Origin of the sequence: Streptomyces sp. NPDC051907, from assembly GCF_040681075.1 — a bacterium.
Taxonomy (GTDB): domain Bacteria; phylum Actinomycetota; class Actinomycetes; order Streptomycetales; family Streptomycetaceae; genus Streptomyces.
Genome location: NZ_JBFAYB010000014.1, coordinates 17,914 through 42,508, shown reverse-complemented (window position 1 = coordinate 42,508; position 24,595 = coordinate 17,914). Strand labels below are relative to the sequence as shown.

24 protein-coding genes and 1 riboswitch are annotated in these 24,595 nt (G+C 70.2%); of the genes, 14 read left to right on the top strand and 10 right to left on the bottom strand.

The window, feature by feature from the left end; translation table 11 throughout:
- Nucleotides 1–94: 94 nt before the first annotated feature.
- Nucleotides 95–1,174, bottom strand: coding sequence for a histidinol-phosphate transaminase (hisC, locus tag AB0M39_RS11280; RefSeq protein WP_365362663.1), 1,080 nt, complete (start codon nt 1,172–1,174; stop codon nt 95–97).
- A 384-nt stretch (nt 1,175–1,558) separates the two neighbouring features.
- Between hisC and AB0M39_RS11275 the strand changes: the two genes are divergently transcribed.
- From AB0M39_RS11275 to AB0M39_RS11265, 3 genes are all read left to right on the top strand, one after another.
- Complete coding sequence (locus tag AB0M39_RS11275) at nt 1,559–2,671, top strand: LacI family DNA-binding transcriptional regulator (protein ID WP_365362661.1); 1,113 nt, start codon at nt 1,559–1,561, stop codon at nt 2,669–2,671.
- A gap of 174 nt (nt 2,672–2,845) precedes the next feature.
- Entirely contained in the window at nt 2,846–4,165 is a 1,320-nt protein-coding gene (locus AB0M39_RS11270; RefSeq protein WP_365362659.1) for a metallophosphoesterase, read from the top strand.
- A gap of 149 nt (nt 4,166–4,314) precedes the next feature.
- Nucleotides 4,315–5,148: a hypothetical protein gene (locus tag AB0M39_RS11265; RefSeq protein ID WP_365362657.1), complete on the top strand. Its 834-nt coding sequence runs from the start codon at nt 4,315–4,317 to the stop codon at nt 5,146–5,148.
- Between the two features lie 398 nt (nt 5,149–5,546).
- Here the strand turns inward: AB0M39_RS11265 and thiC are convergent, their stop codons facing one another.
- The gene (gene thiC / locus AB0M39_RS11260) at nt 5,547–7,340 is read right to left on the bottom strand and encodes a phosphomethylpyrimidine synthase ThiC (protein ID WP_365362655.1); all 1,794 of its coding nucleotides are present in this window, start codon (nt 7,338–7,340) and stop codon (nt 5,547–5,549) included.
- A riboswitch (TPP riboswitch) is annotated at nt 7,333–7,467 on the bottom strand. (Overlaps the previous gene by 8 nt.)
- 72 nt (nt 7,468–7,539) lie before the next feature.
- Here thiC and AB0M39_RS11255 point away from each other — a divergent pair.
- Complete coding sequence (locus AB0M39_RS11255) at nt 7,540–8,898, top strand: YibE/F family protein (RefSeq protein ID WP_365362653.1); 1,359 nt, start codon at nt 7,540–7,542, stop codon at nt 8,896–8,898.
- Between the two features lie 261 nt (nt 8,899–9,159).
- On the opposite strand, the gene AB0M39_RS11250 is transcribed toward AB0M39_RS11255, so the two are convergent.
- The 4 genes from AB0M39_RS11250 to AB0M39_RS11235 form a co-directional block, all read right to left on the bottom strand.
- The gene (locus AB0M39_RS11250) at nt 9,160–9,594 is read right to left on the bottom strand and encodes an SsgA family sporulation/cell division regulator (RefSeq protein WP_365362651.1); all 435 of its coding nucleotides are present in this window, start codon (nt 9,592–9,594) and stop codon (nt 9,160–9,162) included.
- Nucleotides 9,595–9,716: 122 nt separating this feature from the next.
- Entirely contained in the window at nt 9,717–10,493 is a 777-nt protein-coding gene (locus tag AB0M39_RS11245) for a helix-turn-helix domain-containing protein (RefSeq protein ID WP_365362649.1), read from the bottom strand.
- Between the two features lie 195 nt (nt 10,494–10,688).
- Nucleotides 10,689–10,901: a DUF5326 family protein gene (locus AB0M39_RS11240; protein WP_365362647.1), complete on the bottom strand. Its 213-nt coding sequence runs from the start codon at nt 10,899–10,901 to the stop codon at nt 10,689–10,691.
- A 128-nt stretch (nt 10,902–11,029) separates the two neighbouring features.
- Nucleotides 11,030–11,347, bottom strand: a complete 318-nt coding sequence (locus AB0M39_RS11235) for a cupin domain-containing protein (RefSeq protein ID WP_365362645.1) — start codon at nt 11,345–11,347, stop codon at nt 11,030–11,032.
- A gap of 49 nt (nt 11,348–11,396) precedes the next feature.
- Here AB0M39_RS11235 and AB0M39_RS11230 point away from each other — a divergent pair, with 49 nt between their 5' ends.
- From AB0M39_RS11230 to AB0M39_RS11210, 5 genes are all read left to right on the top strand, one after another.
- A complete protein-coding gene (locus AB0M39_RS11230; RefSeq protein WP_365362643.1) occupies nt 11,397–11,774 on the top strand; it encodes a phage holin family protein in 378 nt (125 codons plus the stop codon).
- 7 nt (nt 11,775–11,781) lie between these two features.
- Complete coding sequence (locus AB0M39_RS11225; RefSeq protein ID WP_365362641.1) at nt 11,782–12,306, top strand: low molecular weight protein-tyrosine-phosphatase; 525 nt, start codon at nt 11,782–11,784, stop codon at nt 12,304–12,306.
- Nucleotides 12,307–12,319: 13 nt separating this feature from the next.
- Nucleotides 12,320–13,468 carry a cystathionine gamma-lyase gene (locus tag AB0M39_RS11220; protein ID WP_365362639.1) on the top strand — a complete coding sequence of 383 codons (1,149 nt, stop codon included), beginning with the start codon at nt 12,320–12,322 and terminating at the stop codon, nt 13,466–13,468.
- 275 nt (nt 13,469–13,743) lie between these two features.
- Nucleotides 13,744–14,634 (top strand): LysR family transcriptional regulator, encoded by an 891-nt coding sequence (locus AB0M39_RS11215; protein WP_365362637.1) that lies wholly within the window; start codon nt 13,744–13,746, stop codon nt 14,632–14,634.
- Nucleotides 14,635–14,717: 83 nt separating this feature from the next.
- Complete coding sequence (locus AB0M39_RS11210) at nt 14,718–15,197, top strand: NUDIX hydrolase (protein WP_365362635.1); 480 nt, start codon at nt 14,718–14,720, stop codon at nt 15,195–15,197.
- A gap of 78 nt (nt 15,198–15,275) precedes the next feature.
- Here AB0M39_RS11210 and AB0M39_RS11205 read toward each other — a convergent pair whose 3' ends face one another.
- On the bottom strand, nt 15,276–16,688 hold the full coding sequence (locus tag AB0M39_RS11205; protein ID WP_365362790.1) for a globin domain-containing protein: 1,413 nt from the start codon (nt 16,686–16,688) through the stop codon (nt 15,276–15,278).
- Between the two features lie 1,136 nt (nt 16,689–17,824).
- The gene (locus AB0M39_RS11200; RefSeq protein WP_365362633.1) at nt 17,825–18,475 is read right to left on the bottom strand and encodes an HAD-IB family phosphatase; all 651 of its coding nucleotides are present in this window, start codon (nt 18,473–18,475) and stop codon (nt 17,825–17,827) included.
- Nucleotides 18,476–18,552: 77 nt separating this feature from the next.
- On the opposite strand from AB0M39_RS11200, the gene AB0M39_RS11195 reads away from it, so the two are divergent.
- Together AB0M39_RS11195 and AB0M39_RS11190 are read left to right on the top strand one after the other, a co-directional pair.
- Entirely contained in the window at nt 18,553–19,098 is a 546-nt protein-coding gene (locus AB0M39_RS11195) for a DUF2269 family protein (RefSeq protein WP_365362631.1), read from the top strand.
- Nucleotides 19,099–19,103: 5 nt separating this feature from the next.
- On the top strand, nt 19,104–19,958 hold the full coding sequence (locus tag AB0M39_RS11190) for a GNAT family N-acetyltransferase (protein WP_365362629.1): 855 nt from the start codon (nt 19,104–19,106) through the stop codon (nt 19,956–19,958).
- Nucleotides 19,959–19,963: 5 nt separating this feature from the next.
- On the opposite strand, the gene AB0M39_RS11185 is transcribed toward AB0M39_RS11190, so the two are convergent.
- The gene (locus AB0M39_RS11185) at nt 19,964–21,199 is read right to left on the bottom strand and encodes an MFS transporter (protein WP_365362627.1); all 1,236 of its coding nucleotides are present in this window, start codon (nt 21,197–21,199) and stop codon (nt 19,964–19,966) included.
- A 142-nt stretch (nt 21,200–21,341) separates the two neighbouring features.
- Between AB0M39_RS11185 and AB0M39_RS11180 the strand changes: the two genes are divergently transcribed.
- Together AB0M39_RS11180 and AB0M39_RS11175 are read left to right on the top strand one after the other, a co-directional pair.
- A complete protein-coding gene (locus tag AB0M39_RS11180; protein ID WP_365362625.1) occupies nt 21,342–21,800 on the top strand; it encodes a MarR family transcriptional regulator in 459 nt (152 codons plus the stop codon).
- A 62-nt stretch (nt 21,801–21,862) separates the two neighbouring features.
- Nucleotides 21,863–22,315 (top strand): GNAT family N-acetyltransferase, encoded by a 453-nt coding sequence (locus AB0M39_RS11175; RefSeq protein WP_365362623.1) that lies wholly within the window; start codon nt 21,863–21,865, stop codon nt 22,313–22,315.
- Between the two features lie 104 nt (nt 22,316–22,419).
- Here the strand turns inward: AB0M39_RS11175 and AB0M39_RS11170 are convergent, their stop codons facing one another.
- Nucleotides 22,420–23,796 (bottom strand): serine hydrolase domain-containing protein, encoded by a 1,377-nt coding sequence (locus AB0M39_RS11170; RefSeq protein ID WP_365362621.1) that lies wholly within the window; start codon nt 23,794–23,796, stop codon nt 22,420–22,422.
- A gap of 129 nt (nt 23,797–23,925) precedes the next feature.
- Here AB0M39_RS11170 and AB0M39_RS11165 point away from each other — a divergent pair, with 129 nt between their 5' ends.
- Nucleotides 23,926–24,585 carry a TetR/AcrR family transcriptional regulator gene (locus AB0M39_RS11165; protein WP_365362619.1) on the top strand — a complete coding sequence of 220 codons (660 nt, stop codon included), beginning with the start codon at nt 23,926–23,928 and terminating at the stop codon, nt 24,583–24,585.
- Nucleotides 24,586–24,595: the final 10 nt, after the last annotated feature.

The window sequence follows — 24,595 nt, the reverse complement described above, 5'->3', positions numbered from 1 at the left end:
ACTCCACGGCCCGGCCGAGGTCGGCCCCGCCGAGGTCCGCCCCGCCGAGCCGAGAGCGCAGAGCCGAGAACCCCGAGGCCTAGAGCGTCGAGGCCTAGAGCTCCTTGTGGAAGCTCTCCGCGGTCTTGAGGAAGATGTCGTTGGCCTCGGACTCGCCGATGGTGACCCGCACGCCCTCGCCCGCGAACGGCCGCACGACCACGCCGGCCCGCTCGCAGACGGCCGCGAAGTCGAGCGTACGGTCGCCGAGCCGCAGCCAGACGAAGTTGGCCTGGGTCTCGGGCACCGTCCAGCCCTGCTTGACCAGCCCCTCGTACACCCGCAGCCGCTCGGCGACCAGTGAGCCGACCCGACCCAGCAGAGCGTCCTCGGCGCGCAGCGAGGCGACCGCCGCGTCCTGGGCGAGCTGGGTGACGCCGAAGGGGACCGCAGTCTTGCGCAGCGCGGCGGCCACCGGCTCATGGGCGACCGCGAAGCCGACCCGCAGACCCGCCAGCCCGTACGCCTTGGAGAAGGTGCGCAGCACGGCCACATTGGGGCGGTCGCGGTAGATCTCGATGCCGTCGGGCACCTCGGCGTCGCGGATGAACTCGCGGTACGCCTCGTCCAGCACCACCAGGACATCGCTCGGCACCCGGTCGAGGAACCGTTCCAGCTCGGCCCGGCGCACCACCGTGCCGGTCGGGTTGTTCGGGTTGCAGACGAAGATCAGCCGGGTCCGGTCGGTGATCGCATCGGCCATGGCGTCCAGGTCGTGCACATCGCCGGGGGTCAGCGGCACCGGGACCGACGTGGCGCCGCTGATCTGGGTGATGATCGGGTACGCCTCGAAGGACCGCCAGGCGTAGATCACCTCGTCGCCCGGGCCCGAGGTGGACTGGATCAGTGACTGGGCCACGCCCACCGAGCCGGTGCCGGTGGCCAGGTGCGTCACGGGCACCCCGAAGCGGTCCGCGAGCTCGTTCATCAGGCCGGTGCAGGCCATGTCCGGGTAGCGGTTGAACTGCTGCGCCGCGGCGAGGGCGCTCTCCATCACGCCCGGCAGCGGCGGGTACGGGTTCTCGTTGGACGACAGCTTGTACGCGACCGGACCGTCGGCCGCCGCGGGCTTGCCGGGCTTGTAGGTGGGGATGCCGTCCAGCTCGGCGCGCAGCTTGGGGCTCGTCTCGCTCACCGCAGGTCCTCCTCGTGCTTCTGTCGTGCCTTCAATAGATTCGAATACTGCTCACCTTATGAGGATTGGCGTCGCCTGCGAATACCCTGCGAATCCTCCTCGGAGGGCGGGCGCGCCGAAAGGGGGGAGCGCTTCTCTCCAGGGTGCGCGCCGGTAGCTCACTCCGTGGCGCGCATCACCCGTAGTGGTGAGTTGAGACCTCTTCGCAACATCGACCATTCGGCTGGCGTGTCCGGCTCGACTCGCGGGGCGTCGTGGCCCTGACGTGCAAGTCCCTTTCCTTCCAAGGCAATTGGGCCGAAACGACCTTGCAGAAACGTGCCTGTCAACGAGTGAATATGCGACCGGCCCAACCGCCCGCACGAGCCCTACTATCGGCTCGCCATGACAGCAGCAGGGAAGCATCAGGTGAGCCGGACGGAGACACCCCGCCGGGGGAGCCGACAGAGTCGGGCGGGCATTCGAGACGTGGCCGCCGCAGCCGGAGTCTCGATCACGACTGTCTCCGACGCGCTCAACGGCAAGGGCCGGCTCCCGGACGCCACCCGCCGACATGTCCGCGAGGTCGCCGACCGGCTGGGGTATCGCCCCTCCGCGGCGGCCCGCACGCTCCGTACCGGAAAGTCGGGCCTCATCGGCCTGACGGTCACGACATACGGGGATGAACCTTTCACCTTCACAGAGTTCGCCTACTTCGCCGAGATGGCGAGAGCGGCGACCTCGGCCGCGCTCGCCCGCGGCTACGCACTCGTCATCCTGCCCGCCACCTCACGCCATGACGTCTGGTCGAACGTCGCCCTCGACGGCACCGTCGTCATCGACCCCTCCGACCACGACCCCGTCGTCACCGAACTGGTCCGCCAGGGCCTGCCCGTCGTATCCGACGGGCGTCCGGCCGGGACGCTCCCGGTCACAGCCTGGGTCGACAACGACCACGAAGCCGCCGTACTCGATCTGCTCGACCACCTCGCCGCCGCCGGCGCCCGCCGGATCGGCCTGCTCACCGGCACGACCACCGACACGTACACCCATCTGTCCACCACCGCGTATCTGAGCTGGTGCGAGCGCGTCGGCCAGGACCCGGTCTACGAGTCCTATCCCGCCCACGACCCGTGCGCGGGCGCCGTCGCCGCGGACCGGCTGCTCGCCCGCCCGGACAGACCCGATGCCGTCTATGGACTCTTCGACCCCAACGGCACCGATCTGCTCGCCGCCGCCCGGCGGTACGGGCTGCGCGTACCCGACGACCTTCTGCTGGTCTGCTGCAGCGAGTCGACCGTGTACGCGACCACCGAGCCGCCCATCACCACGCTCTCGCTCAAGCCGCGCCGGATCGGCACGGCGGTCGTCCAGCTCCTCATCGACGCGATCGAGGGAATCGACGAGGACCGGCCCGTCGAGCAGGTGATACCGACCGAACTGATCGTCCGGACGTCCTCCCAGCGCCGCAATCCGCGAACGACTGTGAGCGCCCCGCGATCCCCATCTCAGGACTAGACCTTCCCAATTGGGACGAAACGACCGGCGAACCAGGGGTGCGGAAGGATTCACCACCCCTGGTGCGTCACACAGCGCGGGCCTCATTCCTATGATGGGCGAACGACACCGCGGACCACCCCGACCAGGCTGGGCCGAGAGGTGAACGGCGGCGCGACGGTGGTGGAGGGGTCGATGACTCAGGGGGCCGGTCAAGGACCCGTGGTGCGGACGGCGACGTTGCGCGATTTCCGCGTACCGCCGTACGCGCAGGTTCCCGTGCAGTCACAGGTGCAGTACGAGCAGACGCCGCCTCCGGTTCAACCGGACGCGCGGACGCAGCAGCCGGCCCCGGCGCCGGCTGCCGGCCCGGCTTCCGCCGCCGCGCAGCCTGGGCAGGCGCCCGCGCAGCCAGTGCGCGTGCCCGCCCAGCCGACGCAGTCCGGCCAACTCGGCGACGGCGCCCCGGCGACCCCTGGGCCCGCTGTGGCCCCTGCGACGCCCCCGACGCCAGCGGCTCCGGCGGCACCTGTCGCCCCCGGCCGCTCCGATCACCCCGGCAACGCCGTGCCCGCGGCCGAGCAGCCGGACGGCTACACGCCCACCGAGCGCGATCTTCCGGTGATCAGTCGCGGCGGCCCGGGCGACACCGTCCAGGTGCAGGTCAACCCGGCCGAGACGGCCACGCCCGAGGGGCTCGGCCCGCTCTATGTCGTCGGCGACGTCCACGGCTATCTCGACGAGCTGATCGCCGCCCTCGCCGCACAGGGCCTCATCGACGCCGACGGCCAGTGGGCCGCGGGCAACACCCGTCTGTGGTTCCTCGGCGACTTCACCGACCGCGGTCCCGACGGCATCGGCGTCATCGACCTCGTCATGCGGCTGTCCGCCGAGGCCGCGGCCGCCGGCGGCTACTGCAAGGCGCTCATGGGCAACCACGAGCTGCTGCTGCTCGGCGCGAAGCGGTTCGGCGACACCCCGGTCAACTCCGGGGCGGGCACCGCCACCTTCCAGGCCGCCTGGCTGCTCAACGGCGGCCAGAAGGTCGACATGGACCGGCTGCAGGAGGTCCATCTGCAGTGGATGGCGCGGCTGGACGCGGTGGTCGAGGAGGACGGGCATCTGCTGATGCACTCCGACACGACCGCCTACCTCGACTACGGCACGACCATCGAGGACGTCAACGACACCGTCCACGAGATCCTCACCCGCAACGACGCCGACGAGTGCTGGGACCTGTTCCGCAAGTTCACCAAGCGCTTCGCCTTCCGCGACGACGAAGGCCCCCAGGCCGTACGCGAGCTGCTCGACACCTATGGCGGCAGTCGCGTCGTCCACGGTCACAGCCCCATTCCGTATCTGCTCGGCGAGGTCGGCACGGAGGACGGCGAGGACGGCGAGCGCCCGGTCGTCGAGGGGCCGCATGTGTACGCGGACGGGCTCGCCATCGCCATGGACGGCGGAGTGACCATGGCCGGAAAGCTGCTTGTGGTGAAGCTCCCGCTGCATAACTGAGCCGATTCGGGGCAGGCGATTTCCCGAAACCCTCTGTCACCCCGTGCCTTAACGGCTCTACCATCGGCTTATCCGTAGCAGGCTCTCCTCCGTTTCTGCCCAACCGCCCGGTCGATACGGGCAATCCGGGCCCTACGGAGCATCGGGGGATGCACATGAACAGCGCTCCGCACCTGCTGACCGAGGATCGCGCCGAGTACGAGCGAATCCTCGACGACGCACTGCGCAACGCCCATGACCGTCCGGATCTCGCCGCCGTCGGGGAACGACTGAACACGGCACAGCTGCGCACGATGGCCCTGAACGCGACGGCGCTGATCACCACCGCGGCCGCGACCGAGTACGAGCACTATGTGAAGGTCCGTGCGGACCTGCGCTCGCCCTCGGCGCCCGAGTCCGTGCGCAATTCGGTGCTGGCGCCGTCCATAGGCGAGGCCGCCGACAGCGGCGGCGCGGGATTCGCGGCGATAGTCGCCGTGCTGGCGCCCGTCCTGGCGGGCACGGCAGCGGTGATCTTCCTGCTGGTCGGCTACATACTGAAAATGCTCAGCCCCACGCCCTCCTTCGCCGAGACCCTCCTCACGGCGGGCTGGTTCTTCGGAGCGGTCACGGCGGCGGGCATACTCGTCGCCGCGATAGGGCTGCTGCTCACCGCCCTGCGCAACGGCGCGACCCAGGTACCGGCCGCCGACAGCCTCTCGGGCGAGCTGCCCGACGAGCTCGCCCGCGCCAAGGAGGCCTGGCGGCACGCCCTGTTGGAGCGCGGCATGCTGCCGTTTCTGCGGGCAGCGCTGGCGGACCCCAGCGCCGACCCGTCGTCCACGGCTCCGCCGCGCCATGTGAGCCGGATCCCGAAGGTCGGCTACAGCGGCCCGGACTACTCCAGCCCGAGCGAGGGCTCGACGGCCGGCCAGCGGCCCACGTTCACCAGCCCGGACTTCACCAGCCCCGACTTCGGCGGCCCCGAGCACCAGCCGGAGTGACCCGACCGAACAGGCCGTTTCACCGACGGTCCGTTCGCCGACAGGCCGGTCACCGACGCGCCGTTCACGGACGCGCTGCTGACCGACGGGCCGTTGAGCGGCGGGCCATCGACCGGCGCGCGGCCCAGGGGCCATGCGGGCTGCCGAGGCGCCGATCGACCCGGAAGTCGTCGGCGACGCTGCGGGCGCGTCCGCAAGCCGCCTGCCCGCGCGGGCGGGCGGGCGGATGGGCGGCGAGGCCCCGTTCGGGCTGAGGCCTCGGCGCCACCCGCTGTTCGTCAGCCGACGGCACCCGGCACGCAGCAGCACACGGCGAAGGACGTCCCGCGCCCCGCCGACGTCGACGCATGCCGATGCCGACGCACGCCGGCGGCGACGCTCGTCAGCGCCCCCTGGCGTCAGTCCGCCATGGGCAGGTAGACGCGGTTGCCGCTCGCCGCGAACTCCCGCGACTTCTCCAGCATCCCCGCCTCGACCTCCGCCTCCGAAGCCGATACCGCCAGGTCAGGGGCGAACTGCTCGGTGATGCTCCGGCTGATCTTCATCGAGCAGAACTTCGGGCCGCACATCGAGCAGAAGTGCGCCGTCTTCGCGGGCTCCGCCGGGAGCGTCTCGTCGTGGAACTCCCGTGCCGTGTCCGGGTCGAGGGCCAGGTTGAACTGGTCCTCCCACCGGAACTCAAAGCGCGCGTCCGACAGCGCGTCGTCCCACTCCTGCGCCCCGGGGTGCCCCTTGGCCAGGTCCGCCGCATGCGCGGCGATCTTGTAGGTGATGACGCCGGTCTTCACATCGTCGCGGTTGGGCAGGCCCAGGTGCTCCTTGGGCGTGACGTAGCAGAGCATGGCCGTGCCCCACCAGGCGATCATCGCCGCCCCGATGCCGGAGGTGATGTGGTCATACGCCGGGGCCACGTCCGTGGTGAGCGGGCCGAGCGTATAGAAGGGGGCCTCCTCGCAGATCTCCTGCTGGAGGTCGATGTTCTCCTTGATCTTGTGCATCGGGACGTGACCGGGTCCTTCGATCATCGTCTGCACATGGAAACGCTTGGCGATCGTGTTGAGTTCCCCGAGCGTGCGCAACTCCGCGAACTGCGCCTCGTCGTTGGCGTCGGCGATCGAGCCGGGCCGCAGACCGTCGCCGAGGGAGTACGTCACGTCGTACGAGGCGAGGATCTCGCAGAGCTCCTCGAAGTTCTCGTACAGGAACGACTCCTTGTGGTGCGCCAGGCACCAGGCCGCCATGATCGAGCCGCCGCGCGAGACGATGCCGGTCTTGCGGCGCGCGGTCAGCGGGACGTAGCGCAGCAGCACGCCGGCGTGGACCGTCATGTAGTCGACGCCCTGCTCGGCCTGCTCGATGACCGTGTCCTTGTAGATCTCCCAGGTCAGCTCCTCGGCCCGGCCGTCGACCTTCTCGAGAGCCTGGTAGAGCGGCACGGTGCCGATCGGCACGGGGGAGTTGCGCAGCACCCACTCGCGGGTGGTGTGGATGTTGCGGCCGGTGGAGAGGTCCATGACGGTGTCCGCGCCCCAGCGCGTCGCCCAGGTCATCTTCTCGACCTCCTCCTCGATGGAGGAGGTGACCGCGGAGTTGCCGATGTTGGCGTTGACCTTCACCAGGAACCGCTTGCCGATGATCATCGGCTCGATCTCCGGGTGGTTCACATTCGCCGGCAGCACCGCCCGGCCTGCGGCGATCTCCTCGCGCACGACCTCGGGGGAGACGTTCTCGCGGATCGCGACGTACTCCATCTCCGGGGTGATCTCGCCCCGGCGGGCGTACGCGAGCTGGGTCACCGCCTGCCCGTCGCGGCCACGGCGGGGCTGGCGCGGACGGCCGGGGAAGACCGCGTCGAGATTGCGCAGCCCGCCGCGCGGCGAGGTGTGCTTGATGCCGTCGTCCTCGGGGCGGACCGGACGGCCCGCGTACTCCTCGGTGTCGCCGCGACCGATGATCCAGTTCTCGCGCAGCGGGGCCAGACCGCGCCGGACGTCGGTCTCGACGTTCGGGTCGGTGTACGGGCCGGACGTGTCGTACAGCGTCACGTCCTTGCCATTGGTGAGGTGCACCTGCCGGACCGGCACCTGGAGGTCGGGGCGCGAGCCTTGGACGTAGCCCTTGTGCCAGCCGGGCGTCCTCTCGCCCTCGTCGCTCTGATTCGAGGCAGGCGTGCGTGCATCCTGAACGGTCATGAGACCTACTCCCTACGCCGGCATTACCCGGTAACAGGTTCGGCGGTCGACGCAGCGGCTTCCATACGGCTCGTACGGAGGTCAGCGCCCTCTCAGCCCGGTGCTCCGAGCTCCCGCGTGTGCAAAGGTGCCCCCACGCTAGCGTCATCTTTGGCGTGCTGAACAGTAGGGCCCCTTCCGTTCTTGCGATGATCTGTCGGTGACCGCTTCCCCGCCGCCCCCGCCCCAGCCGCCCCAGCAGCCTGGCCACGGGCACACCGATGGCCATGGCCACTCGCATAGCCATGGCCCTGCCGCACCGGTCTCCCAGCACCTCCGCAAGGTCATCGCGGCGGTGCTGATTCCTTTCGCCACGGCGGTCGTCGTCGGCCTCGTCGTGCTCTGGCCGGGCGGCGCGCCCGCGCACGAGCGGACCGGCGTCGGCTTCGACCGGCAGACCGAGCAGGGCAGAGTCGTGCAGGTCGAGAAGATCGACTGCAAGGACGTGAACGCCGCCCAGCCGCCGCCGACCGGCGGCGGCTCCACGCCGCAGGGGCGCGAGGCGGTCAACGCCCGGCAGGCCGACTGCGGAAAGGCGACGATCGAGGTCACCACCGGCAAGGACAAGGGGCGGACCTTCATCGAGGTCGTCCAGCCGGACGCGCCACGGCAGTTGAAGGAGGGCCAGGGCGTGGTGGTGGCCTACGCGCCCGACGCGCCCCGCGATCTCCAGTACTCGGTGACCGATGTGGACCGCGAGTTCCCCATGGCGCTGCTGGCAGGGATCTTCGCGCTCGCGGTGGTGCTGGTGGGGCGGATGCGAGGGGTGATGGCGCTGATCGCGCTGGCTCTCTCGTTCGCCGTGCTGACCCTGTTCATCCTGCCCGCGATCCTGCAGGGCTCGAATCCGCTGATCGTCGCGGTGGTCGGGGCGAGCGCCATCATGCTGATCGCGCTCTATCTGTGCCACGGCCTGTCCGCCCGCACCTCCGTGGCGGTCCTCGGCACGCTGATCTCGCTGCTGCTGATCGGCCTGCTCGGCTCGCTCTTCATCGGCTGGGCCAGCCTGAGCGGCAACACGGACGACAACACCGGGCTGATCCACGGGCTCTTCCCGAACATCGACATGAGCGGCCTGCTGCTGGCCGGGGTCATCATCGGCTCGCTCGGCGTGCTCGACGACGTGACGGTGACGCAGACGTCCGCGGTGTGGGAGCTGCACCAGGCCAACCCGGAGATGGGTCCCCGCGGCCTGTACCGGGCGGGGATCCGGATCGGCCGCGACCACATCGCCTCCGTCGTCAACACGCTCGTACTCGCGTACGCGGGCGCGGCGTTGCCGCTTCTGCTGCTGTTCTCCATCGCGCAGAGCAGCGTGGGGACGGTGGCCACCAGCGAGCTCGTGGCGGAGGAGATCGTACGGACCCTGATCGGGTCGATCGGCCTGGTCGCGTCGGTGCCGGTGACCACGGTGCTCGCGGCGCTGGTCGTCTCGGCGGACCGGCCGGCGGCAGCGGGAGCGGGAGCGGGGGGCTCGGCGCCTGTACGGACCGGCAAGGGGCGTCGTCGTAAGAAGTAGGCCGCTATGAGGACGACGAGGGCTATCAGGGCTACGAGGGCTCTATAGCGTGCGCGGGAGATACAGAGGCTCCCAGAAGCCGACGGCGCACCGGGCGCACGCGTCGAACGCGACGGGCGTCAGAAGCCAAGAGGCCAGGACGGCAAGGCGGCAGCACAGCAGACGGGCGAGGCGGCTGGGCGGCGGGCGGGTCCGGTCGTCGCACGGCGCGGATCGGCAGCGAATCAGAAGCGGATCGGAACAGGACGCGGACAGAAGCTGTCAGCCCGCGTTCTCCTCCGCGAGGATGCGACCGAGCGCCTCCTCCAGATTCCCCTCGAACTCTCCGAGCGTGCGCTCCTGCCCCAGCGGCACCAGCTTGTCGGTGCGGTCGAGGAAGGCCACCAGGGGCGCCGCGCTCGCTCTGAACAGCGCACGGTCGCCGCCGACCTGAAGCCGGATGGTGACGTCGGACAGCCCTTCGGGCGCGATCGGCGCGATGCGCACATCGCCGTCCCCGCTCGGCGCGTTGATGCCGTCGAGCAGCAGCTCTCGGCCGAACGCCCAGGTCACAGGGGCGTCTCCGGGCAGGTGGAAGGTCATCCGCACCGCGTACGGGTCTCCCGTGTCGTACCCGAGATCCACCGGGATCCGGAAGGAGAGCTCCTCGGAGACGAGGAAACTCATCAGGACCTCGGCGTGGACCGACTCGCGCATCATGTACTCCGCAGCAGATGAAGCAGTGAATGAAATCGTGGCGAAAACGGCCAGGAATGATCCCCCAGGCCCTCTTGACGTAATCGTGCTGGAAGGGCTACCGGATCACAAGGAGTGATTTTTCAGATACTGATAGAGAGGGCCAGCGAGCCGAGCAAGCCTCCGATACCGCTGCGAAGTTGTTCGATCGCTGGAAGCAGACGCTCTTCCTGGTGAAGAGGTAGGGAAATAGCCATTGTCGCCGCCGCGGATCCTGCGGTGATCGGAATAGCAGCGCAGACCGTGCCGAGTGCATATTCCTGTCGCTCCACAACGGGCTGCATACGCCCAATCGACTCCAGCCGCTCCAGGAGCGTGCGCCGGTCGCGTACGGAATAAGGGGTGACCGCCTGCACGGGATGGCGGTCCAGATGATCGCGGCGGGACGGCTCGTCCAGCTGACTCAGCAGACACTGGCCGATCGCGTGCGCGTGCCCGGTCTCGCGGAAGTCGGCCCACTCGTCGACAGCCGGCGCGTAGGGCGTGTCGGAGACGGCGACGAGCTCGATCTCACCCTCGCTGTAGACCGCGAAGTAGACGGGGACGCCGATCGCGTCGCGCCAGTGCGCGAGGGAGTCGGTCAGCTTGGTGCGACGATTCTGCAGCACACCGCCCAGCGCGAGCCGCTCCACGGCCTCGCCGAGGACGAACAGCCCCTTCTCACGCCGGAGGTAGTCCTCGTGCGTCAGGGTGCGCAACAGGTGGTACGCGGTCGGAAGCGGCAGCCCCGCCTCGCGGGCGAGCTGTTTCGCGGGGGCTCCGTCCGGATGAGAGGCCGCGGCCTCCAGGAGCCTCAGCGCTCGCTGCACCGAGCCGATCAGAGTAGGGACGGTGCCATTCGTAGCGGTAGCCGTGGCCATAAGGTCACCCCCAGGCGTGGTGACGGGCTTTAAGCCCGCCTGCGGGGGCCTCCCCCGCCCGTCCACCGCGCGGATTCAACAAGGGGCGGCAGCGGATTGCCACTCTAATGGCAGCACCCACCCGAGGACCGGCTTTGTAAGGGGCGTTCCCCCAGCCGGGCTAACGGCCGTGCGAGCGCCCTATCCGGGACAGGGCTACCAGTCGCTGCGCGAACTGGAAGAACTCATGAACTTCCGTACGACGAAGACGAGTCCGCCGACGAGAGCGACGAACACCAGGACCTTGAAAAGCAGTCCGATCACAAAGCCGACGACGCTGGCGATCAGCCCGCCGAACAAGACAATGGCGATGACAGGCACCGCGACCCACTTCACCCACCACGGCATTCCCGTGAAGATCTCCCGCACAGCCATCGTCCTTTACCTCGCTTCTGTGAGTTCCTGGCTTCGATGCTAGGCGGCGGCGGGCCCCGATCGGGGCCCGGGAGCCCTTGAACTCCCCTGAGCGAACCCCTAGGGATCGGTCGGGGTCGAGGTCAGCTCTCCGGCGGAGAGAAGACGACCATGACCCGCAGATCCTCGGTGATGTGGTGGAACTTGTGCGCCACTCCGGCCGGCACGTACACCACGCTGCCGCGTCCGACCTGCGTCGTCTCCATCCCCACCGTGATCGCGGCGCGGCCGCTGACGACGAAGTAGACCTCGTCCTGGCGGTGCGGAAGCTGCGGGTCCAGCTCGCCCGCGTCCAGCGCGTACAGCCCGACCGACATGTTCCGCTCATGCAGGAACTGAAGGTACGCCCCGTCGTTGGCGGCGCGCTCCGCCTCCAGCTCGTCCAGTCGGAATGTCTTCATGTCAGTCCGCCCCTGCCTCAGTCCGATCACGTCTGCCACGATCAGACACATGATGAATTTCCTAGTCAAGACGATCGCCAACGCGGCGGCCCTGGGGGTGGCCATCTGGCTGCTCCACGACATAACCCTCAGCGGCGGCAGCACCGGCGAGAAGGCGCTCTCGCTGGTTCTGGTGGCCCTGCTGTTCGGCCTGGTGAACTTCCTCGTCAAGCCGATCGTGAAGCTGCTGACGCTGCCCCTGTTCATCCTCACCCTGGGGCTGATCACGCTGGTGATCAACGCCCTGATGCTGCTGCTGACCTCCTGGCTCGCCGACGAGCTCGGGTTGAACTTCCATGTCGAGGGCTTCGGGACCGCCGTGCTCGGCGGCCTGATCATCTCTGTCGTCTCGTGGGCGCTGAACGTCGCCCTGCCCGACAAGGACTGAGCGCCCAGTGAGTTCCGCGTACCCCGCCGCGCGAGAGCCGGCCCCCTACCGCGTCTGCTTCGTCTGCACCGGCAACATATGCCGCTCGCCCATGGCCGAGTCCGTCTTCCGCGAGCGGGTGGCACAGGCCGGTCTTGACGGGGTCGTCGAGGTGGACAGCGCGGGCACCGGAGGCTGGCACGAGGGCGACGGCGCCGATCCGCGCACCGTCTCCGTCCTGGAGGCGAACGGCTATGGATCGACGCACAGCGCACGCCAGTTCCGCGCCGACTGGTTCGGGCGCCTGGATCTGGTGATCGCGCTGGACGAGGGGCATCTGCGCGATCTCCGACGGCTCGCGCCGACGCCGGCCGACGCGGCGAAGGTCCGGCTGCTGCGTGCCTACGATCCTGGGGCAGGATCGGACTTGGACGTTCCGGATCCGTACTACGGCGGTCTGGACGGGTTCGAGGAGTGCCTGGAGATGGTGGAGGCGGCGAGCGAGGGTCTGCTCGACGCCGTACGGGCAGCTGTCGAGGAGCGCGCGGCATGAGCACAGGAGCGGCATGAGCACAGCAGACGGCGGCGTCCCCGCGGACGCGGGCGAAGGCACCAGGGCCGTGCGGGCCGGGCTGCCCGAGCCGGTGAAGTACGAGCCGACCCTGCCCGGGCCCGTCTTCGCCGCCCACTTCCATCTGCCGGGCGAGGCGACCGGTCCGTATACCTATGGACGCGACCAGAACCCGACCTGGACTCATCTGGAGCGGGCCATCGGCGAGCTGGAGGCGCCGGGGGAGCAGGTGGAGACCGTCAGCTTCGCCTCCGGAATGGCGGCGATCTCGGCTGTGGTCTTCTCCCAGCTGAAGGCGGGCGACGCGGTGGTGCTGCCGGCCGACGGCTACCAGGTGCTCCCGCTGGTGCGCGAGCGGCTGGAGTCGTACGGCATCGAGGTGCGGACCGCGCCGACCGGCGGCGACCAGCAGATGGCCGCTCTGGACGGGGCGCGGCTGCTATGGATCGAGACTCCCTCCAACCCGAGTCTCGACGTGTGCGACATCCGGCGGCTCTCCGACGCGGCGCACGCCGCCGGCGCGCTCGTCGCGGTCGACAACACCCTCGCCACCCCGCTCGGGCAGCGGCCCCTGGAGCTGGGCGCCGACTTCTCGGTGGCCAGCGACACCAAGGGCATGACCGGCCACGGCGACATCCTGCTCGGCCATGTGACCTGCCGCGATCCGCGGTTGGCGGCCGGCGTGCGCAGCTGGCGCAAGGTCGTCGGCGCGATTCCGGGCCCTATGGAGGCCTGGCTCGCCCACCGCTCCCTGGCGACGCTGCAGCTGCGGACGGACCGGCAGTGCGCGAACGCCATGGCGCTCGCCCAGACGCTGAGCGAGCGCGGCGAGGTGTCCGGGCTGCGCTATCCGGGGCTGCCCTCGGACCCTGCGCACAAGGTCGCCTCCCAGCAGATGCGGCGCTTCGGCTGCGTCGTCTCGTTCGTCCTGCCCGACCGCGAGCATGCGGAGCGGTTCCTGGGCGGTCTGCGCCTGGTCGACGACGCGACGAGCTTCGGCGGGGTGCGCTCCACGGCCGAGCGGCGCGGGCGCTGGGGCGGGGACGCGGTGCCGGAGGGCTTCGTCCGGCTGTCCGCGGGCGCGGAGGACGCCGAGGACTTGGTGGCCGACGTGCTGCGGGCGCTGGAGAAGGCGGCGGGGTAGGGCTCGGGGCGTACGCCCGCGCCCGAAACGAGCTGGGGGCGTACGGCCGAATACGACAGCGAGCTGAGCGCCGGGGCGCACAACAGGCGGTCCGAGCCTCCCCCCTCATGGCTCGGACCGCCGACAGCCCCGCACACGCAGACCTGCGTGAAGGGCCGTGCGACCTAGGCTAGTTGACTCTGTGTCAGTGTCCAATCACAGTAGCGACAGCGACCTATCGACTTATTTATAGTTGGGCTGGTTCGGGACTATCGTCGGGCCGGGAGGGGCATGGCATGGATCTTGCCCTGCTGCGCACATTCGTCACGGTGCACCGAGCCGGCTCCTTCACCCGCGCCGCCGCTCTCCTCGGACTCTCCCAGCCCGCGGTGACCGGGCAGATACGGACGCTGGAGCGGCAGTTGGGCCGCCCGCTGTTCCTGCGTCAGGCCCGCGGCGTGACGCCCACGACCATCGGCGACGAGCTCGCCCACCGAGCAGCCCCTCATCTGGACGCCCTGGTGGAGATCACCGAGGCCGGGCTCGACGAGGAGTCGGGCGTGCGGACCCTGCATCTCGCCGGGCCTCCCGAGTTCACCTCGCTGCGCGCGCTGCCCGCCCTCACACCGCTGATCTCCCAGGGTCTGGCGCTGCGGGTCTCCTTCGGGAACGCCGAGGAGACCCTGGAGGGGCTGGCCGCCGGACACCATGATCTGGCCATCGCCACCGCCCGCCCGCGCGGCGGCCTGCTCACCGCGACGCCTCTCTGCGACGAAGAGCACGTCCTGGTCGCCTCCCCGCGCTGGGCGGCCCGGCTGGGACCCGCCGAATTACGCGAGGGCCAGGTGGTCCTCGAGCAGCTTCCCGTCGTCGAGGTCCATGAGTCGCTGCCCTTGGTCTCGCGCTACTGGGCCGCCGTCTTCGACAGCCGCCCGGCCGCCGCCGGAGCCGTCATCGCCCCCGATCTGAGGGCCGTCCTGGAGACCGCGGCCGCCGGCGCCGGGCTCGCCGTCCTGCCGCGCTATCTGTGCCAGGAGGCCCTGGAGAGCGGCCGGCTGGTGGCACTGCTCGAACCCGCCGTGCCGCCCCTGCGCACCTACTTCCTCGTCGTGCGCACCGGCACGCTCGCCCTGCCGCACATCGCCCGGGCGCACGAGTGGCTGCTGCGCACAGCGGCCGACTGGTGACGGCGCGCGCCGGCGGCTGCCGAAGTTCATACGGGACCTCGTGCCGGAGTTTCAGAACCCCCGGCACGGGCCACTCTCTTGCCATGACCGAACGACCGGTGGTCAAGCGCACCGCACGCGCAATCCTGCTCGACGGCGACGACCTCGTCCTGATCAAGCGCACCAAGCCCGGAGTGGATCCCTACTGGGTCACCCCCGGCGGCGGGGTCGAGCCGGAGGACGCCACCGTCGTCGACGCCCTCCACCGCGAGGTGGACGAAGAGCTCGGCGCCAAGATCACCGACGTGGTGCCCTGCTTCGTCGACACCGTCGAGCACATCGCGGGCGGCGGTGTGACCGGCGTGAAGGTGCAGCACTTCTTCGTCTGCCGCCTGGAGTCCATGGACCTCTCCCGGCGCCACGGCCCCGAGATCGACGAGCCCTGCGGGGAGTACGAGATCGTGCGCGTGCCCTTCAGCCGCGTCGGGATCGCCGCCGTCCATCTCGTGCCGCTGTCGCTGCGGCACTACCTGGACGGCAACATCGAAGGTGTGCGGGCGATGCACGCCCCCGACCTGGGCTGATCCCTCCGCTCCGCCGCGGCTGGCCTCCCCACGGCTTCCGGCCGGGCTCCGACGCCGGCCACCGGAACGGTTCTGCGGCTAGTCCCCCGCCGCCACCAGCTCCTCGAGGGAGTCGTGGCGGATCCGGTCGAAGGGGATGCCGATGCCGCGCAGCGCGTCCACGCCGCTGCGGATCATCCCCGGCGGGCCGGAGAGGTAGGCGTCGTACTCGTACCAGGGTCCGTAGTCCCGCACGGCGTGGGGGAACTGCGCCCGGTCGTCGACCACCGGGCGCACCTGGAGCCAGGGGTGCGTCTGCTGGAGCCGCAGCATCGTGTCGATGTCGTACAGGTCGTAGTCGGTGCGCGCCCCGTAGAAGACCTCCACCGTCCGCCGGTCGCCGTGCTCGGCGACGTCCTCGACGAGCGCCTTGATGGGGGCGATTCCGGTGCCGCCGCCCAGACAGAGCAGACCGTTGTCGGTGCTGTGGTCGACCGTCATCGAGCCGGCGGGCGGGCCGAGGCGGAGCACGTCGCCGGGGCGGGCGTGGTGGACCAGCGAGTTGGAGACCCAGCCGGCCGGGACCGCCTTGACGTGGAAGGAGAGCAGCCCGTCCGAGCGCGGCGCCCCGGCGAAGGAGTAGTGCCGCCAGATCCGCGGCCACCAGGGCGTCTCCAGGCTTGTGTACTGGCCGGCCAGAAACGAGTACGGCTGGTCGGGACGCACGGTGATGATCGCGATGTCCGGGGTCCTGAGGTCGTGCGAGACCACCTCGCCGTGCCACCACGCGGGCTCGTGCCGCTCGTTCTCGGAGGCCGCGTCGATCATGATCTGCGAGATCGTGGTGTACGTGCGGATCCACGCGGCCTCGGTCTCCTCGTCCCAGGTGCTCGTCGCGTACCGCGTCAGCGCGCCGATGAGGGCCTCGCCGACGGCGGGGTAGTGCGCGGGCTGGGTGCCGTACTTGCGGTGGCCGCGGCCCAGGTGCTGGAGGTACTCCGTGAGCACGGCCGTGTTGTCCATGTGCTCGGCGGCGGTCAGCAGGGCCTTGAGGAGCCGGTCGCGCTGGGAGTCCATGGCGGCCGGGAAGAGAGCCCGCAGCTCGGGGTGGCGCACGAAGAGCAGGGCGTAGAAGTACGAGGTGACCTTGTCCGCGACGGGCGCGACCTCCGCCATGGTGCGACGGATGAGGATGGCGTCGGGGGAGCCTTCCTCCACGGGCGCGGCGGGCTGCGGCCGCGGGGCTTCCTGCTGCCAGCCGGCGGCCTCCTGCTGCGGGCCAAGGGCTTCCTGCTGCCAGCCAGCGGCCTCCTGCTGCGGGCCGGGGGCCTGGCGGGGGACTTCGTGGGGGGCGTACGGCTCGGGCGCGGTACGGGCCTCATGCGTGGGGTTGGCCTCATGCGCGGGGTTGGCCTCATGCGCCGTGTGGGCTTCATGCACGGAGGGGGCCCGCTGGGCCGCTTGGGGCCCGTGCCCGGCGTGGGCCTCGTACGCGGCTCCCGGCCTGTGCACGGCTCCGGGCCTGTGCCCAGCGCCGGGCATGGGTTCCGCTACGGGCATGGGTTCCGCTCTGGGCAGGGGTTCCGCTCTGGGCAGGGGTTCCGCTCTGGACCCAGGTGCTGCTCCGGGCTCGGGCGCCGCCGGGGCGCCGTGACCGGCCCAGCCATCGTGATCCGTCTCCGGCCCGTGAGCTATCTGAGATCCCTGGACCGTCCAAGGCCCTGGCACCGTCTGAGGCCGGTGCGGACCGGGGGCCTCGTCCGGGGGCCGTTCTTCGTGGCTGTCGAGCACCAGACGGAGTCCGGGGGCCGTGTGCGTCCCGGCGCTCTCCTCGGCGCCGGGCACCACCCGCAGACTCGGGGCTCTCTGGCCGCCGGCGGCCTCCTGAGCGGCTCGGGGCTCAGCGGGCTGCCAGGTGCGCGAGCCGGGGCCGCCGTGGCTGCCCGGCGCCTCGTGCGCTGCCCCGCCGGGGGCTCGCTGCTCGTCGGGCGCGTGCTCGATGGGGAGGTCGTCCATGGGGACCCCCGCCAGTGGCGGCTCCACGCTCTCGGGAGCGGACGGGTGCCGCATGGCTGCGGGCGGTGTGGGGTTGCGCGATGCGCCGGAGCCCACCGGCCGTATGGAGGCGGGGCGCCTCGGGGCGGCCGTGCGCTCCCCCTCGCCGCCCGCGTCCCCGCCCGGGCCCCTGGCCTCGGGCCGGCCCGCCGCGTCGTCCGCGGCGCCGGGGGGAGGGGCGGCCTGGCCTGCGGCCGGTCGCTTACGAGGGGTGAACCAGCCGCCCCCGCCGTTGTCGCCTGAAGTGCCGTTGTCGGCCGACGTGGTGGTCGGAGCGTCCATTGTGTGCCTCGCCTCGAACATCTCTCAGTCGGTCTGCGCACTTCCGCTGCTTACCTCGGAACGTGCCTCAATTCCCCGTTCTGACTCAAGACTGCTGCCGGCCCACACTAACCCTCGGCCGCGCGCCGAACCGGGACGAGCAGGAACGGACTGTGACATTGGCCGCAGCGCCCGTCGTCGCAGCATGCCAGGCGCCGACACCACAAGGGACAGAGAGCAGAAAGTCCGGGCATCCCAGCCCGTTTTCCCGTTAAGCTCCATTGCCCCCATGTCCATTTCCAGGGCCTCCCGGACCGTTCCGGGTAGTTGAACTATCTGCGAAATCGCACCAGTTCATAGGCCTCCCGCAAATCGCCCCCCGTATAGGCATGGGTGGCCAGGCCCGACAGATGATGATCGGCATTCACCGCCACCGTGGTGGGCACTGCGGCGAAGATCTCCGCGTCGGACATGGAATCACCGTATGCAACACATGTGTCCAGACCCACCCCGAACTCTGCACACAGCCGGTTCGCGATCTTCACCTTCGCCGCAGCGCTGAGAATGCCCGCCGGATCCACAGGCTGGGTGAAGGGAACATCAGGAAAACGCGAGCCGTGCGCCGCGTGAGCGCCCCATCCCAGCAGTCTCTCCACGAAGAACGACGGCGAGAGGGAGATGACGGCGCAGTACTCCCCGCCCTCGCGGATCTCGCGCCATACCTCTTGAATGCCGGCGAGCCAGGGCGCCGCCTCGAAGGCGGCCTTCACATGAGCGTCGGTGAGATCAGCCCAGAGGGCATGAACCCGCACCGCGTACTCCGGCGGGCCGATTCTGCGCGCGACGAAGTCCCTCTCCAGCTCGCCGATCTCCTCCAGCAGCCCTAGCTGCCGCGATATCTCCACCGGCGCAGCCGATCCGCGGATCAGAGTGCCGTCGAGATCGAAGAGGTGGAGCCGTGGTCTTCTCTCGATGGGGGCCATGTACGCCGAGGCTAGTACCCACGATTACTCCCGCGGTAAGACGCGGGGTGCGGACGCCGAACGGCACGGTGTTTCACGTGAAACCACTCAAGCGCCCTGTCCGCCGGGCCGTCCTCGTCGTCCATGTCGCCGCTTCCGCCGGCTGGCTCGGGCTCACGCTCGGCCTGCTCGCGCTGGGCCTCACCGCCGCGACCACAGAGTCCGCGGCGATGATCGAGGCCGCGTGCCGGTCCATGAAGGTCTTCACAGACTGGCTGGTGATCCCCCTCGCGCTGCTGACCCTGCTCAGCGGACTGGTGCTGTCGCTCGGCACGCCCTGGGGGCTGGCCAGGCACCGCTGGGTCTACACGAAGTTCTGGCTGACGCTCATCACCTTCACAGCCTCGCTCTTCGCGCTGCGCCCTTCAGTGAGCGACGCCGCCGAGACCGTCGGCTCGGGCGCCTCGCTGGCCGACCCGCTGGACCTGGTGATGGGACCGGCCGTCTCGCTGTCGACGTACGTCTTCATGACCGTCATCTCGGTGCTCAAGCCCTGGGGCCTCACCAAGCGGGGCCGGCGATTGCGGGTCTCGGCCACTTCCAGGAAAGGGCTGGACGAGCGATCACTGCGTCAGACAGCCTGACCCCTATGTCGACACTCCTCTCCTCTCTGCCCATCAGGCGTCTGACCTTGGACGACCTCACCTCGTGCGCCGATCTCTCCGAGAACCGCGGCTGGCCGCGGGAGGAGCACAAGTGGGGCCTGCTGCTCACGGCGGGCACGGGGTACGGAGTCGACGACCCGGACGGAAAGGGCCTGGCGACCGCCTGCGTGCTCACGTCGTACGGGCCCGGGCTCACCGCGATCGGCATGGTGCTCGTCGCCGAGCGGCACGCCCGCCAGGGCCTCGGACGTCGGCTGATGAAGCATGTACTGAAGGAGGCGGGGGACACACCGCTGACACTGCACGCCACTCCGCACGGGAAGCCGCTCTACGAGGAGCTGGGTTTCGTCGACGTCGGCCGCGCCGAGATGGTCAGCGGCCGTTTCCGGCTCTCGGGCCCCGCCCCCACGGCGACGACCCGCCCGGCGACGGCCGAGGACCTCCCGGCCGTCCTGCGCCTGGACACCGAGGTCTTCGGCGTGGACCGCACCCATATGATCACGCGTCTGCCCGCCTTCGCCGACCAGTTCCGGGTGGCCGAGGCGAACGGCGTGCTGACCGGGTACGCGGCGGCCTGGCCCAACATGGACACCCATGTCGTCGGCCCGCTGATCGCGCGGGACACGGAGACCGCCAAGGCTCTGATCGCCTCCCTGGCCGAGGGCACCGACCGGCGGCTGCGCACGGACATCGACGTGCGACACGAGGAGCTGCTGGCATGGGTGAAGGCGAACGGCCTGGAGCCGATCGCCTTCAACGCGGTGATGACCTATGGGATCCCGGGTCTGCCGGGCGACTGGACCCGCCGCTTCGCTCCCCTGACGGTCGCGGCGGGCTGACCGCTTCAGCTCCGGGCCGCCGCGTGGTCGACCGCGGCGCGGGGCGCTGCCGCGGCCGGGTACGAGGCGGAGGCGGCGGCTACCCGGCTGCGGGTGACCGTGCGGCGCTCCAGCTGGTGGGAGACGGCGGCGAGGACGAGGGCCGCGGCGGCGAGAACCGCTCCCACCCAGTTGGGGGCGGCGTAGCCGAGACCGGCGGCGATGACGATGCCGCCGAGCCAGGCGGAGAGCGCGTTGCCCAGGTTGAAGGCGCCGATGTTCACGGCGGAGGCCAGGGTCGGAGCGCCTGACGCCTGGTCCAGTACGCGCTTCTGCAGCGGGGGCACCGTCGCGAAGCCCAGCAGGCCGATCAGGAAGATCGTGACCGTCGCGGCGACCTGGTTGTGCGCGGTGAGCGTGAACAGAGCGAGGACCAGGGCGAGGGAGCCCAGGGAGACGTACAGCAGCGGCATCAGCGCGCGGTCGGCGTACTTGCCGCCGACCAGGTTCCCGACGACCATGCCCAGGCCGAACAGGACCAGCAGCCAGGTGACGGAGGAGTCGGCGAAGCCGGCGACCTCGGTCATCATCGGTGTGATGTAGGTGATCGCGGCGAAGACTCCGCCGAAGCCGAGCACGGTCATCGCCATGGCGAGCAGGACCTGCACATTGCGGAACGCGGCCAGCTCATGGCGGATCCGTACGCCTTCGGGCCGCGGCTGCTCGGGGATCAGCTTGGCGACGCCTGCCAGGCCGAGGACGCCGAGGCCGGCGACGATGAGGAAGGTGGCGCGCCAGCCGGTGCTCTGGCCGATGTACGTGCCCAGGGGGACGCCGACGACGTTGGCGACGGTCAGACCGGTGAACATCATGGCGATCGCCCCGGCCTTCTTGTGCGGGGCGACGAGGTCGGCGGCCACGACCGAGCCGATGCCGAAGAACGCGCCGTGCGCGAGCGAGGCGACCACGCGGCCGGCCAGCATCACGCCGAAGACAGGCGCGAGGGCCGACACCACGTTGCCCACGATGAACAGGCCCATCAGCAGCATCAGCATGCGCTTGCGGGACACCTTCGTGCCCAGCATCGTCATCAGCGGAGCGCCGAGGACGACGCCGAGGGCGTAGCCCGTGACCAGGAACCCGGCCGTCGGAATGGAGACCCCGAAGTCGGCGGCGACCTCGGGGAGCAGCCCCATGATCACAAACTCTGTGGTTCCGATCCCGAATGCGCCGATGGCGAGGGCGAGGAGCGCGAGTGGCATGGGGTACACCTTCCCGAACGGTTGCGTCTGCGCCTTACGAGCGTTCACAATAATTGCAGGCGCTGGTTAATTGCAAGAGCGGGCTATTGCGCCGGTCGTCTATCCTGGTGGCAAGCCGCTCCGGCACGGAGGAGGAAGACCTATGACCGCCACGGACCCCGCCCTCACCGCCCTCTCGCAGGGCTGGTGCGCGCTCTCCCTGCTGCACGGGAGGATCGAGGCTCATATCGAGCGGGCCCTGGAGTCACAGCACGGCCTGAGCATGCGCGAGTACTCCCTGCTCGACGTCCTCAGCCGCCAGCACAGCGGGGTCGGCGGACATCTGCAGATGAAGCAGGTCGCCGACGCCGTGGTCCTGAGCCAGAGCGCCACGACCCGCCTCGTCACCCGTCTCGAGGACCGCGGTCTGCTGACCCGCTATCTCTGCGACACGGACCGCCGGGGCATCTACACCGACGTCACGGAGTCCGGTCTCGCCCTGCTCGCCGAGGCGCGGCCGACCAACGACACGGCCCTGCGCGAAGCCCTGGACGAGGCCGCCAAGAACCCCGAGCTCGCCCCGCTGGTCAGGGCCGTCGAGGAACTGCGCGTCCCCGTCTAGCCCAAGGCGCGGCGAGCCCCGCGTCATCCGGGGCGCCTCCGCCCCCGCGTAGTCTGCGGATCATGAGCGATCTGGACATACGACCCGCAGCACTCGAGGACATCCCGGACATCGTGGCGATGCTCGCCGACGACCCGCTGGGCGCCCAGCGCGAATCGCCGGACGACCTCGCTCCGTACACCGCGGCCTTCGAGCGGCTGGACCGAGACCCGAACCAGCTTCAGGCCGTCGCCGTGCGCGAGGGCCGGGTGGTCGGAACCCTGCAGCTCACGATCATCCCCGGGCTCTCCCGGCGCGGATCCACCCGCTCGATCATCGAAGGCGTGCGCGTCCACGCCGACGCGCGCGGCAGCGGACTCGGCACCCAGCTCATCGAGTGGGCGATCGAGGAATCCCGCCGTCAGGGCTGCCAGTTGGTTCAGCTGACGTCGGACGCCTCCCGCACCGACGCCCGCCGCTTCTATGAGCGGCTCGGCTTCGAGCCCTCCCATGTCGGTTTCAAGATGACGATCTGAGTCCAGACACAACGCCGGGAGCCGAAGCCGCACATCGACGGTGCGGCTTCGGCCCCTGTTCGATCACCGGCGGCTGAGTCGCCTGTCCGGTTTCACGTGAAACATCACAGGCCGCGCCAGCCTTCGCCGTCGACACCGCCCGGAACGGCGTCCCCTGGCTCGTACGGCTCCCGGGTGAAGACGAACGACCCCAGATCGAGATGGCTCACCGAGCCGTCCTCTCGGCGCACGGCCCGCAGCGTCTCCCCCGCGTAGTAGCCGTCGAGACCGGTCCATGTCTCGTCCCCCGCGGCCACGAAGCGCGCCGAGCGACCGGTGCCTCGCAGCGGCTGCAGCTCCACTCCGCCCTCGGCGACAAGCCGCAGGCCGTACGAGTACGTCCCCCAGTACCAGGGCCCGGTCAACTGCAGCAGCGTCTGGTCGACGTCAGGGAGGGGCCGCCAGGGCTCCGGGATGCGCGGCTCGGCGTCGGCCACGATACGTACGAGGTCGGCGGCCGTGGCCACGATCATCGGCCCCGAGGTCGCGTTGGAGAGCGCGACCGCGGAGACGCCGTCCTCCACGCTGACCCAGAGGCATGCGACGAAGCCCGGCAGCGAGCCGGTGTGCCCGATGAGCGTGCGGCCATTGATCCGTACGACCTGCAAGCCCAGGCCGTACGCGCCGTCCCAGTCCCCCGCTTCGGAGGGAGCGGACGGCGTCCGCATCTCCCGCACCGATGCGGCGCTCAGCACCTTGTCGTCTCCCCTGGCGAGGAACGCGGCGAAGCGGGAGAGGTCGGCCGCGGTCGACCAGAGCTGGCCCGCGGGCGCCATCAGACCGAGATCCTCGGACGGTTCGGGAAGCATCACATCGGCCCACGGGTGCACCGCCCAGCCGCCGGCGTGGGGCGCCTGAGGCTGTGCGCTCGTACGGTGCATGCCGAGCGGTTCCAGAATCTCGTGCCGCAGCGCCTCCTCCCAGGACGTTCCGCGCACCGTCTCGATCAGCGAACCGAGCAGCGTATAGCCGGGGTTGGAGTAGTGGTGACGGCGGCCGGCGGGATGCATCCGGGGCTGCTCGCCGAGGACGTCGCCCAGTTCGGGGCGCATCGATCCCGGCGTCCGCTCCCACCAGGGCGCCGGGGTCTCGGCGGGGAGACCGGCGCTGTGGCCGAGCAGCTGAGCGATGGTCACCTCGCCCACGCCCGTTCCGGGGAGGTGCTTATCCAGCGGATCGCTCAGATCGAGCAGCCCCTCGTCACGCAGCCGCAGCACCAGAACGGCGGTGAACGTCTTGGTGATCGAGCCGATGCGGTACTGCGTATCCGAGTCAGGCGCATGTCCGTCGACACAGGTGCGGCCACCCGACCAGACCAACTGCCCATCGCGCTCCACCGCGCCGACCAGGGACGGCGTGCGCCCCTCGGACTGCGCGACCGCGATGCGGTGCAGCAGAGCCCGTTTCGTAGTGGGGAGCAGTGCTTCAAGGGATGACGTCATGGGGCAGGTCTATCTCCACCGTCTGGATCTTGTCGACTCGATTGCCCGAGCGTCGGGATCCTGCCCGAGCCGCGGTCGCCCACCTGCGACACTTGACTGAGTGAGCACTCACTCCGCACACTGTCGGCTATGACGCCCCCCACGTCCAAGAAGCGCCGGGCGCCTGCGATGAGCCCGCAGGAGCGCCGGGAGATGATCGTGCGGGCCACGATCCCGCTGGTCATCGAGCACGGCAGCGCGGTCACCACCCGCCAGATCGCCCAGGCGGCGGGCATCGGCGAAGGAACGATCTTCCGAGTCTTCGCCGACAAGGACGAACTGCTGGACGCCTGTGCCGTCGAGGCGATGAGCCCCGGCAACTCGCTCGCGGAGATCGCCGCGATCGACCTGGACCAGCCCCTGGCCGACCGTCTCGCCCAGGCCGCGGAGGCGATGCGCGCCCACCTGGCCCGGATCGGCGCGGTCATGGGCGCGCTGCACGCCACCGGCGGCCGCGCCCGCACCGAGGGCCGCGAACACCCTGGCCCCGACGGCTCTGTGCCGGACCGCCAGACAGGCGTCGCCGCAGCCCGGGACGCCCTCGCCGAGCTCTTCGAACCCGAACGGGACACGCTGCGCCTTCCGCCCCAGCGGCTGGCCCTGCTCTTCTTCGGGCTGCTGTTCACGAGCACTGCCGACACCGGTACCGACGCCGATGCGGTCGGTGCTCCTGGCGGCCTCGGCCACAACCGGGAGATCGCCGAGCTCGTCGACGTCTTCCTGCACGGAGCTGTGACCACCGCCGACTGAAAGGACACCA

Coding starts and splice junctions, on each gene's coding strand:
- AB0M39_RS11165 (WP_365362619.1), top strand. CDS start 23,926: ATGACGCCCCCCACGTCCAAGAAGCGCCGGGCGCCTGCGATGAGCCCG.
- AB0M39_RS11250 (WP_365362651.1), bottom strand. CDS start 9,594: ATGCGCGAGTCGGTCCACGCCGAGGTCCTGATGAGTTTCCTCGTCTCC.
- AB0M39_RS11210 (WP_365362635.1), top strand. CDS start 14,718: ATGACCGAACGACCGGTGGTCAAGCGCACCGCACGCGCAATCCTGCTC.
- AB0M39_RS11215 (WP_365362637.1), top strand. CDS start 13,744: ATGGATCTTGCCCTGCTGCGCACATTCGTCACGGTGCACCGAGCCGGC.
- AB0M39_RS11245 (WP_365362649.1), bottom strand. CDS start 10,493: ATGGCCACGGCTACCGCTACGAATGGCACCGTCCCTACTCTGATCGGC.
- AB0M39_RS11175 (WP_365362623.1), top strand. CDS start 21,863: ATGAGCGATCTGGACATACGACCCGCAGCACTCGAGGACATCCCGGAC.
- AB0M39_RS11220 (WP_365362639.1), top strand. CDS start 12,320: ATGAGCACAGCAGACGGCGGCGTCCCCGCGGACGCGGGCGAAGGCACC.
- AB0M39_RS11200 (WP_365362633.1), bottom strand. CDS start 18,475: ATGGCCCCCATCGAGAGAAGACCACGGCTCCACCTCTTCGATCTCGAC.
- AB0M39_RS11235 (WP_365362645.1), bottom strand. CDS start 11,347: ATGAAGACATTCCGACTGGACGAGCTGGAGGCGGAGCGCGCCGCCAAC.
- AB0M39_RS11170 (WP_365362621.1), bottom strand. CDS start 23,796: ATGACGTCATCCCTTGAAGCACTGCTCCCCACTACGAAACGGGCTCTG.
- AB0M39_RS11190 (WP_365362629.1), top strand. CDS start 19,104: ATGTCGACACTCCTCTCCTCTCTGCCCATCAGGCGTCTGACCTTGGAC.
- AB0M39_RS11180 (WP_365362625.1), top strand. CDS start 21,342: ATGACCGCCACGGACCCCGCCCTCACCGCCCTCTCGCAGGGCTGGTGC.
- AB0M39_RS11275 (WP_365362661.1), top strand. CDS start 1,559: ATGACAGCAGCAGGGAAGCATCAGGTGAGCCGGACGGAGACACCCCGC.
- AB0M39_RS11265 (WP_365362657.1), top strand. CDS start 4,315: ATGCACATGAACAGCGCTCCGCACCTGCTGACCGAGGATCGCGCCGAG.
- AB0M39_RS11230 (WP_365362643.1), top strand. CDS start 11,397: ATGATGAATTTCCTAGTCAAGACGATCGCCAACGCGGCGGCCCTGGGG.
- AB0M39_RS11270 (WP_365362659.1), top strand. CDS start 2,846: ATGACTCAGGGGGCCGGTCAAGGACCCGTGGTGCGGACGGCGACGTTG.
- thiC (WP_365362655.1), bottom strand. CDS start 7,340: ATGACCGTTCAGGATGCACGCACGCCTGCCTCGAATCAGAGCGACGAG.
- AB0M39_RS11185 (WP_365362627.1), bottom strand. CDS start 21,199: ATGCCACTCGCGCTCCTCGCCCTCGCCATCGGCGCATTCGGGATCGGA.